This is a genomic window from Flavobacterium humidisoli, assembly GCF_023272795.1.
Classification (GTDB): domain Bacteria; phylum Bacteroidota; class Bacteroidia; order Flavobacteriales; family Flavobacteriaceae; genus Flavobacterium; species Flavobacterium humidisoli.
In genome coordinates this window covers 3,503,802-3,514,754 of the sequence record NZ_CP096829.1, presented here as the reverse complement: position 1 = coordinate 3,514,754, position 10,953 = coordinate 3,503,802, and the positions used below count along the sequence as shown (strand labels likewise).

General features: G+C 32.0%; 14 protein-coding genes. 11 read left to right on the top strand and 3 right to left on the bottom strand.

The window, feature by feature from the left end:
- Window positions 1-129 precede the first annotated feature (129 nt).
- From M0M44_RS15145 to M0M44_RS15135, 3 genes are all read left to right on the top strand, one after another.
- Window positions 130-981 carry an aldose 1-epimerase family protein gene (locus M0M44_RS15145; protein WP_248726404.1) on the top strand — a complete coding sequence of 284 codons (852 nt, stop codon included), beginning with the start codon at window positions 130-132 and terminating at the stop codon, window positions 979-981.
- An 8-nt stretch (window positions 982-989) separates the two neighbouring features.
- Window positions 990-1,538, top strand: a complete 549-nt coding sequence (locus M0M44_RS15140; protein WP_248726403.1) for a GNAT family N-acetyltransferase — start codon at window positions 990-992, stop codon at window positions 1,536-1,538.
- Between the two features lie 110 nt (window positions 1,539-1,648).
- Window positions 1,649-2,203, top strand: a complete 555-nt coding sequence (locus M0M44_RS15135) for a DUF3575 domain-containing protein (RefSeq protein WP_248726402.1) — start codon at window positions 1,649-1,651, stop codon at window positions 2,201-2,203.
- Window positions 2,204-2,206: 3 nt separating this feature from the next.
- On the opposite strand, the gene M0M44_RS15130 is transcribed toward M0M44_RS15135, so the two are convergent.
- A complete protein-coding gene (locus tag M0M44_RS15130; protein ID WP_248726401.1) occupies window positions 2,207-2,431 on the bottom strand; it encodes a VF530 family protein in 225 nt (74 codons plus the stop codon).
- 102 nt (window positions 2,432-2,533) lie between these two features.
- Window positions 2,534-3,172 (bottom strand): porin family protein, encoded by a 639-nt coding sequence (locus M0M44_RS15125; protein WP_248726400.1) that lies wholly within the window; start codon window positions 3,170-3,172, stop codon window positions 2,534-2,536.
- A gap of 138 nt (window positions 3,173-3,310) precedes the next feature.
- On the opposite strand from M0M44_RS15125, the gene smpB reads away from it, so the two are divergent.
- From smpB to M0M44_RS15110, 3 genes are all read left to right on the top strand, one after another.
- Window positions 3,311-3,766: an SsrA-binding protein SmpB gene (smpB, locus tag M0M44_RS15120; protein WP_095927676.1), complete on the top strand. Its 456-nt coding sequence runs from the start codon at window positions 3,311-3,313 to the stop codon at window positions 3,764-3,766.
- 82 nt (window positions 3,767-3,848) lie between these two features.
- The gene (locus tag M0M44_RS15115) at window positions 3,849-4,487 is read left to right on the top strand and encodes a hypothetical protein (protein WP_248726399.1); all 639 of its coding nucleotides are present in this window, start codon (window positions 3,849-3,851) and stop codon (window positions 4,485-4,487) included.
- Between the two features lie 85 nt (window positions 4,488-4,572).
- Window positions 4,573-5,580, top strand: a complete 1,008-nt coding sequence (locus M0M44_RS15110; protein WP_248726398.1) for a helix-turn-helix domain-containing protein — start codon at window positions 4,573-4,575, stop codon at window positions 5,578-5,580.
- Window positions 5,581-5,607: 27 nt separating this feature from the next.
- Here M0M44_RS15110 and M0M44_RS15105 read toward each other — a convergent pair whose 3' ends face one another.
- Window positions 5,608-6,249, bottom strand: coding sequence for a protein-L-isoaspartate(D-aspartate) O-methyltransferase (locus tag M0M44_RS15105; RefSeq protein WP_248726397.1), 642 nt, complete (start codon window positions 6,247-6,249; stop codon window positions 5,608-5,610).
- Window positions 6,250-6,460: 211 nt separating this feature from the next.
- Here M0M44_RS15105 and M0M44_RS15100 point away from each other — a divergent pair, with 211 nt between their 5' ends.
- From M0M44_RS15100 to M0M44_RS15080, 5 genes are all read left to right on the top strand, one after another.
- Complete coding sequence (locus M0M44_RS15100; RefSeq protein ID WP_248726396.1) at window positions 6,461-7,426, top strand: Gfo/Idh/MocA family protein; 966 nt, start codon at window positions 6,461-6,463, stop codon at window positions 7,424-7,426.
- An 86-nt stretch (window positions 7,427-7,512) separates the two neighbouring features.
- Window positions 7,513-8,400 (top strand): 3-hydroxyacyl-CoA dehydrogenase family protein, encoded by an 888-nt coding sequence (locus M0M44_RS15095; protein WP_095927681.1) that lies wholly within the window; start codon window positions 7,513-7,515, stop codon window positions 8,398-8,400.
- A gap of 12 nt (window positions 8,401-8,412) precedes the next feature.
- Entirely contained in the window at window positions 8,413-9,084 is a 672-nt protein-coding gene (locus tag M0M44_RS15090) for a YggS family pyridoxal phosphate-dependent enzyme (protein WP_248726395.1), read from the top strand.
- A gap of 40 nt (window positions 9,085-9,124) precedes the next feature.
- Window positions 9,125-9,472, top strand: a complete 348-nt coding sequence (locus M0M44_RS15085; protein WP_248726394.1) for a four helix bundle protein — start codon at window positions 9,125-9,127, stop codon at window positions 9,470-9,472.
- Window positions 9,473-9,564: 92 nt separating this feature from the next.
- On the top strand, window positions 9,565-10,926 hold the full coding sequence (locus M0M44_RS15080) for an exonuclease domain-containing protein (RefSeq protein WP_248726393.1): 1,362 nt from the start codon (window positions 9,565-9,567) through the stop codon (window positions 10,924-10,926).
- Window positions 10,927-10,953: the final 27 nt, after the last annotated feature.

The following is a 10,953-nucleotide window of genomic DNA, read 5'->3' as shown; positions in this document are numbered from 1 at the left end:
TTTAAAACATAAATTCAATTTTAGCAAAATTTTATCAATAAAATAATTTAGGCCTTTTTCTTAAAAAACTAAATTTTATAAAATATATTTACATCTCTATAAAAAAACATTCATTTTATATCTAACATTGTGACTACAACTATTTCAAATTCAATATTAAAAGCTTCTATCAAACATGCTGGAGCTGAATTATTTTCATTAAAAGACAATCAAGAAAACGAATATATATGGGAAGGCAATCCAGATTTTTGGGGCAAACATTCTCCTGTTCTTTTTCCAATTGTAGGAACTTTAAAAAATAACGCTTACACAATCAACGGAAAAGAATATCATCTGCCTCGTCATGGTTTTGCTCGTGACATAGATTTTGAATTGATCGAAAAGATTGAAAACAAAGCCGTTTTCTCTCTTCAATCTTCTGAAGAAACATTGCAGAAATATCCTTTTGAGTTTGAATTACAGCTTATTTATACGCTTAATGAAAACGCATTGGAGCTTGAATACAAAGTCATTAATAAAGGAAAAGAAAAAATGCCTTTTTCTATTGGAGCGCACCCAGCAATCGCTCTTCCTGATCATTTTGAAAATTATGCCCTTCAATTTGAAAAAGAGGAAAATTTAAAATATTACCTTCTTGAAAACGATTTGATTTCATCTAAAACTAAAATTTTAGAAACCAAAAATAATTTAGTTTCTTTAAATTATGAGCTATTTAAAAACGATGCTTTAATCTTTAAAACATTAGAATCAAAATCTTTAACTATTTTGAATAATTCAAAACCTTATGTAAAGGTTGATTACTATGATTTTCCAAGTTTAGGAATCTGGACAAAAGAAAATGCGCCTTTTATCTGTATTGAACCGTGGCTTGGATATTCGGACACTGATGAAAACACAGGCGATTTATACCAAAAAGAAGGGATTTTGACATTGGAAGCAAACAAAGATTTCAGTGCAAAATTTAGTATAACAACATTATAACAAAGAAAATGTTAGATTTTAACTTTACTCCATTTCCTGTAATAGAAACAGAACGTATACTTCTAGATAGGCTTAATAACAAAGACGTACAGGAGGTTTTTGAACTGCGTTCTAATCCTGAAATTATGAAATTTATTCCAAGGCCTTTAGCAAAAAATCATGAAGATGCCTTGGAACACATCAAAATAATCAATGATAAAATTGACGATAATACTGGAATAAATTGGAGTATCAGACTAAAAGGTAATCCTAAATTACTGGGAATTATTGGTTTTTACAGATTGCAACCTGAAAATTATCGAGCAGAAATAGGTTATATGCTTTCAGCTGATTATCATGGAAAAGGAATTATTCCAGAAGCTGTAAACCGACTAATTAAATTTGGTTTTGAAGATTTAAAACTTCACTCTATAGAAGCTGTAATTGATCCAGAAAATTATGCTTCAGAAAAAGTATTACAAAAATGTGGATTTGTTAAAGAAGCTCATTTTAAAGAATCAGAATTTTGGGAAGGAAAATTTCTAGATAAGGTAATTTATTCATTATTAGAAAAGTAGATTTTTATTCTTGTTAAAATAATCTTATAGGCAATTGTTGTCTAGCATTATACGTTATATTTGCGCTCGAAATCAGCTAAAATGGCTTGTTTTGAATCGAAAACATTTTTATGAAAAAAATACCCGTCCTACTTGTTCTTTTATTTTGTATGCAATTACAAAGTCAGACATTTGTAAAATTTAACGGAGCGACTGCTTTGCTTGCTATCCCAAATATTGGCATTGAAACCAGTATAGGAGAAAAAACTACTTTTAGTGCCGATGTAATGGCTTCGTTTTGGGAGTCATTTAACGGACATAATCCAATGAAATTTATTACTGTTACTCCAGAAGTACGTTACCATTTTAAAGAAAAATATAACGGTTTTTATGTAGGAGGACATATTGGAGCCGACAAATACGAATTGCAAAAATGGAATTACTGGAATAGCAATAAATATGAAGACGGTTTTGGCTACAGACTCGGTGCTACAGTTGGTTACAACCTAAAACTAAATGATAAATTTTTACTTGACTTTTTTGTAGGCGGCGGATGGCATCAGGGATTTTATCACGGATATTATAACGATGGGACACCAGGAAGGTATGAAAAGGCCGTTCACTGGAATAAAAGCGGCGAATGGCTTCCGTATCGCGGAGGTGTTATGATCTCTTACAAATTATAAGAATCAGCTGAGCTTAGGAAGCGTTTTTATATAAAGATCTTCTACTTTTTTACGCGCCCAATCTGTTTTTCTTAAAAAAGTAAGACTCGATTTCACACTAGGGTTTGATTGAAAACACTTAATTGGAATTAATTCTCCTAAAGTATCAAACCCGTAATAATTGACTAAAGTTTCGACAATTTTTTGAAGTGTGATTCCGTGAAGAGGATCTTTAGATTGATTTTGCATATTATACTTTTTAAATAATATCAAAAAGACCGTATTTTATAGTACGGTCTTTTTTTTGTAAAATTACTAAAAGAATTTCACGTTAATCAAATAAAGAATAAATTAGAATATAAATTTAAAACCTACAGAAACAGGAGAAGTCAAATTTGGGTTACTTCCCGCTAAAGCTGTATTGTAAAAAGGATCTACATTTGCAACATGCGCTAAACCAAAATTGGTAACTGTAGTTTTGTCTCCAGTTTTAGGATCAAGTGTTGTTGATGTAAAGTTTGCCAAATCATAAGAAAACTCCACAGAGAAATTCTTAGTCACGAAATAATCAAATCCGCCTGATAAAGACAATCCAACCTGATTTACTTTTAACTCACTTTCTTTTTCTTTGCCAGTAATAATAGGCACTGCCAATTGTCCAAAGAAATAAAGTGAACCCGCAACATTCCAATATTTTCTAACTAAAGGCTGCGCTACAAATAGATTTGTTTTTGCTGCAGTTCCAGCATCAGAATCTGCTTTAATATTAATAAAACCAACTCCTGCACCTACAGCAACAGATGGTGTTACAAATGTTCCAACAATTGGCAGCACAGATAAAGTAGTGTTTTTATCATCTGCCGTTTTAGTTTGTTGATAACCGAATTGAGAGGTTGCAAACCATGCTCCTTTTAGTCCTTGAGTTGAATCTTGGGCTTTAGCAGTTAGACCGATTAATACCATACTCACTAATGTTACAATCTTTTTCATTTTTATTTTATTTTTAATTACTTGACAAACTTATGAGTAAGCTTTTGGCTTAATACTGACTAAAATCATAGATTAAAAAAAAACTTTAATTATCTTAGCCCTCATGAAATTTTTCAATTTTGTCTTACATTTGCACCCATGATAAAATCAGTCAATATATTAAACAAAAGAGCACGATTCGATTACGAAATAATCGATACGTACACTGCTGGAATTGTTTTGGCAGGAACAGAAATTAAATCTATACGTTTAGGGAAAGCAAACATTACCGAAAGTTTTTGTGAATTCAGTGGTATGGAACTTTTTGCCATTAATACTTATATTGAAGAATATTCTTTTGGAAATCAATTCAATCATAAATCTAGAAGTGAGCGAAAATTACTTTTAAACAAAAAAGAGTTAAAAACGCTACATAAAAGTGTTCAGGCAAAAGGACTTACTATTATTCCTTTGAAATTGTTTACCAATGAAAAAGGTTTAGCCAAATTACAGATTGGCCTTTGTAAAGGAAAGAAAAACTATGACAAACGCGAATCTTTAAAAGAGCAAGACACTAAACGAGATTTAGACCGCATTAAAAAAGCTTACAACTAGTAAGCTTTTTTATTTTTACACAAAACACTTATAATTAACATTTTATAATTATTTTTACTTATAACCAATTTAACTGTAAAATATGAAAAAGTACTTCGTTTTGTTTTTCGCTATTGCAGCGTTTTCAAGTTGTGGCAGTAATACTTCTATTGTAAACAGCTGGAGAGATCCTGATGTGACGATCACTCAGGAACAATTTAAAAAAGTTTTGGTTGTAGCTTTGGTCAAAGATGAAGCTTCGAGACGAATTACCGAAAACAGAATTGCAGCCAGCAGTCCTATATTTAAGACTTCGTACCAATACTTAAATGCAACTTCACAATTAACACAAGAACAAAAACTAAAAGTTTTGCAAGACGAAAATTTTGATGGCGTAATCAGTATGCGATTAGTCAGCAAAGAAAAAGAAGTTAATTATGTTCCTGGCACTTATACAGGAATGTACTATGGCGGTTTTGACGGAATGTATACGGGAATGTACGGTTATGGTTTTGGAAACTGGTACGGAATGTATTCTCCAAACTTTTACGATCCTGGATATTACCAAGAAACTACGTCATACATGGTAGAAACCAATGTGTTTTCGCTAAAACAAAATAAACTAATCTGGACAGGAACTACAGAATCACAATATGTTACCGATTTAGGGCAAACCGTTGATGCGATAATGCAAGCCGTTGTGAAAGAAATGAGAAAAGACGGATCGCTTCCTCCAAAATAAAATAGCAAGAGCAGCATTTCAAAAATGTTGCTTTTCTTTTGCTAAAAAAATTGACTAATTTTGTCAAGACTAAATCTTTCATAAAATGAAATCACTTTTAAAAAACGCTAGAGAACAGAAAGGTTTAAAAACTCGTGAGTTAGCTCAGCTTGCTGATATCGATCAGGCTTTGATCAGCAAATTTGAATCTGGAACTCGAAAACCAACAAAAGACCAAGTAACTAAATTATCTCAACTTTTAGAGATTGATTATGAAACTTTGATGGTAGCGTGGCTTAAAGAGAAAATTCTTTATGAAATTGGTAATGAAGAATTTGCATTGAAAGCCTTAATTTTAGCTGAACAAGAAATTCAAAATAATAAAAAAGAAATCAACTCAGCATTACTATCTTCAATTCAAAATATATTGGATGAAATTGAAATCTTAAAAAATAAAATTCATTCTTTTAATCATTTTGAGTACCGTCAAATTTCAAAAACTTTAGAAATAGAATTTATTTTTAAAAGTATTCACTTAAACAGGAATCCGCTAACATTGGAAGAAACTAAACTGGTCTTAAATGAAGGATTGACCATTTCTGGAAAAAGTATGCAAAATCATATTGAAGCTATCAATTTTCAAGAAGCAACATTATACATTAAAGATCTAACTCAAAAGAAAATAGCATTAAATGAAAAAGATTTTCTTTTGCTTCATACTATTATTTTTAAAGGATTCGAATCTGAAAGTTCTGGAAAATATGTAAATGACAAACTTATTATACGCGAAATGAATTTATTTTTTAATTGGTTCGAATCGCAAAAAAACAATCTTCATCCGCTAATTCTCGCATCTGAAGCTCATCTAAGAATAACTGAAATTAAGCCTTTTGAAAATGGAAATCTTCAAATGGCAAACCTAGCATTAAACTGGATTTTAATCCAACATAATTACACATATGTCACAATTGATGAAAATCAAAAGAGTATAGAGGAGTATTTTTCTGTTTTGGAAGAAAGTCAGATTCAGAATGATAAATCAATTTTTATTAATTATATAATTAGAATCGAAAAAGAAAATCTAAAAAGAGCAATACAATTAATCGAAAAATAAAAAAGCCCAGCTAAACTGGGCTTCGTATTAATTTTTATCTTCTAATAAAGGAACAAATCTAAACTCTCCAAACTCATGTTTTTCAAATTGAGTTTCATTCTTTCTAATTAATAAAGTCATAATCTGAACATCTTCTCCTAATGGAATAACAAGCCTTCCTCCTATTTTCAACTGAGCCATTAAAGGCTGCGGAATAAAAGGCGCACCTGCTGTAACTATAATACTGTCAAACGGAGCAAAATTTGGCAATCCTTTATAACCATCTCCAAAAGTAACATGTTTAGGGCGAATGTTTAATTTTGGAAATAAATTAGACGTTGTTTTAAATAGCTCATTTTGTCTTTCAATTGTATACACTTTTGCTCCAAGCATAAACAAAACTGCGGTCTGATAACCCGAACCGGTTCCGATTTCTAAAATCTTATGATCTTTCTTAACTTCAAGCAATTGCGACTGAAAGGCCACCGTATAAGGTTGAGAAATAGTTTGTCCTGCCCCAATAGGAAATGCTTTGTCTTGATAAGCGAAATCTTCAAAACTTGAATTTAAAAAAAGGTGTCTTGGGATTTTTTTAATGGCATCCAAAACCGCTCTATCAGTAATTCCTTTTTGCTCTAAAGTGGTTACTAATTGATTACGAAGTCCTTGATGTTTGGCAGTGTCTTTCAAAATGGGTAGGTTTTATTTTCGCAAAAATAAGAAACAAAACAGGATTTCAAATATTGATTTTTAAATAATAAATTAATAATGTCGAAAGTCAAAAATAGAAAGTCAAAAGCCGTGGCTAATAGTTTACAATTCATAATTCGCAACTCACAATTAGTTAAATTCATTTTCACGGTAAACAAATAAATTATATTTTTGTTTAAAATACATTCTCATGTTAAAAGTAGGAGTTTTAGGTGCTGGTCATCTTGGTAAAATACATTTACGCTTATTACAACAATCTGACAAATACGAATTAGTTGGATTTTACGACGAAAATCAAGAAAATGCCGAAAGAATCTCTAAAGAGTTTGGCTATAAAAACTTCAGCACAATTGCAAAACTAATTCACGCTGTCGACGTGATTGATATTGTAACTCCAACACTTTCACACTATAAATGTGCAAAAGTTGCCATCAAATCAGGAAAACATATCTTTATTGAAAAACCAATTGCCAACACTGTAGAAGAAGCCGAAGAAATTATCGCTTTAGCTAAAGAATACAATGTAAAAGGGCAAGTTGGTCACGTAGAGCGTTTTAATCCTGCTTTTATCGCTACAAAAAACATGATCGAAAATCCAATGTTTATAGAAACACATCGTTTGGCTGAATTTAATCCGCGTGGTACAGACGTTCCTGTGGTTTTAGATTTAATGATTCATGATATCGATGCAATTTTAAGTGTAGTAAATTCAAAAGTAAAAGATATTCACGCCAGTGGTGTATCTGTAATTAGCGATACTCCCGATATTGCCAATGCCAGAATCGAATTCGAAAATGGTTGTGTGGCAAACTTAACAGCAAGCAGAATTTCATTAAAAAACATGCGTAAATCACGTTTCTTCCAAAAAGATGCTTACATTTCGGTTGACTTCTTAGAAAAGAAATGCGAAGTAGTACGTATGAAAGATGCCCCAGAAGTTCCTGGAGATTTTGACATGATTCTTCAAAACGCTGAAGGTGTAAAAAAACAAATCTATTTCACCAATCCAGATGTGGAGCAAAACAACGCTATTCTGGACGAATTAGAGTCTTTTGCACATGCAATCAATACAGATACCACGCCAGTTGTTACATTAGAACAAGCTACAGATGCGTTGCGCGTGGCTTATCAAATTATTGATTGTTTCAATAAATAAGTAAATTTCAAAAAATAAGGTAGCCACGAATTCACGAATTAATTAGTGAATTCGTGGCTAAATCATAAAAAAATATCTATCAAAATATGAAAACAATAGCTGTAATTGGAGCAGGAACAATGGGTAATGGAATTGCGCATACTTTTGCGCAAAGCGGATTTACGGTAAAATTAATCGACGTTTCTGAAAAATCATTAGATAAAGGAATGGCAACCATTGCGGCAAACTTAGACCGTATGCTGTCTAAAGGAACGATTACTCAGGAAGACGTTGCCAAAACAATTACCAATATTATCACGTATACAGACATAAAAGACGGTGTTGTGGGTGTTGATTTGGTAGTCGAAGCAGCAACTGAAAATGTGGAGTTGAAACTAAACATCTTCAAACAATTAAACGAATACTGCTCGCATAATACTATTTTAGCAACTAATACTTCTTCTATTTCAATTACACAAATTGGAGCTGTTGTAGCACATCCTGAGCGTGTTATCGGAATGCACTTTATGAATCCGGTGCCGATTATGAAATTAGTCGAAATCATTCGCGGATACAATACAAGCGATGAAGTAACTAAAATCATCATGACTTTATCTGAAAAATTAGGTAAAGTTCCTGTTGAAGTAAACGACTATCCAGGTTTCGTAGCAAATAGAATTTTAATGCCAATGCTAAATGAGGCAATAGAAACGTTATATAACAAAGTTGCGGGAGTTTACGAAATTGACACCGTAATGAAATTAGGAATGGGACACCCAATGGGACCGCTTCAATTAGCTGATTTTATTGGGCTTGACGTTTGTCTAGCAATCTTAAATGTAATGTACGACGGATTCAAAAACCCAAAATATGCTCCTTGCCCACTTTTAGTAAATATGGTTAGAGCAGGAAAATTAGGCGTTAAATCTGGAGAAGGTTTTTACGATTACAGCGAAAGTAAAAAAGCAGAGAAAATCTCGAAGCAGTTCTTATAAAAAAGAAATATCATGTCGATTCAATCGAACTTAAATACAATCAAAGCAACTTTACCTGAACATGTAACACTAGTTGCCGTTTCTAAAACAAAACCTGTTTCAGACTTATTACAAGCTTACGAAGCAGGCCAACGCATTTTTGGAGAAAACAAAATTCAAGAAATGACGGAGAAATGGGAACAAATGCCAAAAGACATTCAGTGGCACATGATTGGCCATGTTCAGTCCAATAAAGTCAAATTTATGGCACCTTATGTCACTTTGATTCATGGTGTTGACAGTTTAAAATTATTGCAGGAAATCAATAAACAAGCTTTAAAAAATAAAAGAATTATAGATTGCCTTCTTCAAATTTATATTGCAGAAGAAGAATCTAAATTTGGTTTAGACGAAAACGAATTAAATGAACTTTTAACTTCTCCAGAGTTTAAAGAGTTAAAAAATATTCGTATCTTAGGTTTAATGGGAATGGCAACTTTCACAGAAGATCAAAACCAGATTAAAAAAGAATTTACCCATTTAAAATCTATTTTTGATTCATTAAAAAACATTGACGGATATGGTAAAGACGCACTGGAGTCCGTCTCTACAATTTCGATGGGAATGTCTGGAGATTATCAATTAGCAATAGAATGCGGAAGTACAATGGTTCGCATTGGAAGCAGCATTTTTGGAGGCCGTTAATTTTCAATATCAATATCAATTGCAAAAGTTAAAACTTTAAATGGAAAAAATATTCAACTTTGAAGATCGATTAGTTCGTTTTGCTGGAGAATGTATTTTCTTTAGTAGACAATTAGAAAAAATATTTGAAAACGAATATCATAAAAATCAACTGATTAGATCCTCTGGAAGTGCATCTTTAAATTTTGGAGAAGCACAAGGAACAATAACAGATAAAGATTTTATCTTTAAAGTTTCATTAGTTGTAAAAGAATTAAAAGAATCAAGAAATTCATTAAAAATTCTAGATTATATAAAAGAAGGTGATGATAGCAAAAGAAGTAAACTCCTAATCGAAGTAGAACAACTGATTGCAATTTCATCAAAAATGATACTAAATAAGAAATAGTTCTATTTAATGGCAATTACAATAACAATTTTGAAATTGATATTGATTTTTGAAATTGTTATTGATATTGAATTTTATACTGAATACTAAATTTGTACGCAATACTAGACATAGAAACTACAGGAGGACAATTTAATGAAGAGGGAATTACTGAAATCGCCATCTATAAATTTGATGGACATGAAGTAATAGACCAATTCATTAGCCTTGTCAATCCTGAAATTCCGATTCAGCCCTTTGTAGTGAAACTGACTGGAATCAATAATGCGATGTTGCGTTCTGCTCCAAAGTTTTATGAAATCGCCAAACGAATTATCGAAATTACTTCAGACTCTGTAATTGTGGCTCACAATGCTTCTTTTGATTATAGAATTCTTAGAACAGAATTTCGTCGTTTAGGCTACGATTTCGAAGCCAAAACACTTTGCACAGTAGAATTAGCCAAAAAGCTAATTCCAGAACAACCCTCATATAGCCTAGGAAAACTAGTGCGTGCGCTCGGAATTCCTATGGCAGACAGGCATCGTGCGAGCGGAGACGCTATGGCAACAACAAAGCTGTTCAAAATGCTTTTAGAAAAAGACACAGAGAAAACAATTGTAAAAGATTTTATAAAACTCGAAGTCGAAAAAGGCATTTCTCCAAAACTCTTAGACATCTTAAATCAAGTGCCAGCCAAAACTGGTGTTTACTATATTTATAATGAAGGTGGAACTTTGATTTATATTGGTAAAAGTCAAAACATCAAAAAGAGAGTCAATCAGCATTTTACTGGAGTTACAACCAAAAGCAAAAGAATTCAGGCTGAAGTTTTTACCATAACTTACGACGAAACTGGAAGCGAATTAATCGCACTTTTAAAAGAAAGTCAGGAAGTAAAAATAAATCGCCCGAGATACAATCGTTCGCAAAAGAAAACTGTTTTTCCTTTTGCCTTGTATGCCGAAAAAGACGAAAACGGGTATATCAATTTAAAACTTGAAAAAGCAGACGGACGTAAAAAAGAAATTACATCTTTTGCTTCTTTACAAGAAGGCAAAAATGCACTTTTTAGGTTTACAGCAAAATATCATTTGTGCCAAAAACTAACTGGTTTATATCAGACCAAAAAAGAGTGTTTTCAATATAAAATCAAAGAATGCGATGGCGCTTGCGTTGGCGAAGTTACACCAGAAGTTTACAATTTAAGAGTACAGCAGTTTATCTCGGAAAACAGTTTCGAAAATAAAAGCATGATCTTAATAGACAGAGGTCGAAATGTAAACGAAAGAAGTGCTATTTTAATAGAAAACGGAACATATCAAGGTTATGCTTATTACGATTTGAATCATCAAATCACAAATATTGATATTCTCAAAAACATTCTTATTCCAATGCAGCACAACCGTGATGTAAAAAATATCATTCAGAATTACATCCGAAAAAGCAAATCATTAAAGATACTTCATTTTTAACAAAACAAAACTTTCATTATCTTTAAT

Coding starts and splice junctions, on each gene's coding strand:
- M0M44_RS15115 (WP_248726399.1), top strand. CDS start 3,849: ATGAAAAAGTACTTCGTTTTGTTTTTCGCTATTGCAGCGTTTTCAAGT.
- M0M44_RS15100 (WP_248726396.1), top strand. CDS start 6,461: ATGTTAAAAGTAGGAGTTTTAGGTGCTGGTCATCTTGGTAAAATACAT.
- M0M44_RS15135 (WP_248726402.1), top strand. CDS start 1,649: ATGAAAAAAATACCCGTCCTACTTGTTCTTTTATTTTGTATGCAATTA.
- M0M44_RS15140 (WP_248726403.1), top strand. CDS start 990: ATGTTAGATTTTAACTTTACTCCATTTCCTGTAATAGAAACAGAACGT.
- M0M44_RS15085 (WP_248726394.1), top strand. CDS start 9,125: ATGGAAAAAATATTCAACTTTGAAGATCGATTAGTTCGTTTTGCTGGA.
- smpB (WP_095927676.1), top strand. CDS start 3,311: ATGATAAAATCAGTCAATATATTAAACAAAAGAGCACGATTCGATTAC.
- M0M44_RS15125 (WP_248726400.1), bottom strand. CDS start 3,172: ATGAAAAAGATTGTAACATTAGTGAGTATGGTATTAATCGGTCTAACT.
- M0M44_RS15110 (WP_248726398.1), top strand. CDS start 4,573: ATGAAATCACTTTTAAAAAACGCTAGAGAACAGAAAGGTTTAAAAACT.
- M0M44_RS15090 (WP_248726395.1), top strand. CDS start 8,413: ATGTCGATTCAATCGAACTTAAATACAATCAAAGCAACTTTACCTGAA.
- M0M44_RS15130 (WP_248726401.1), bottom strand. CDS start 2,431: ATGCAAAATCAATCTAAAGATCCTCTTCACGGAATCACACTTCAAAAA.
- M0M44_RS15095 (WP_095927681.1), top strand. CDS start 7,513: ATGAAAACAATAGCTGTAATTGGAGCAGGAACAATGGGTAATGGAATT.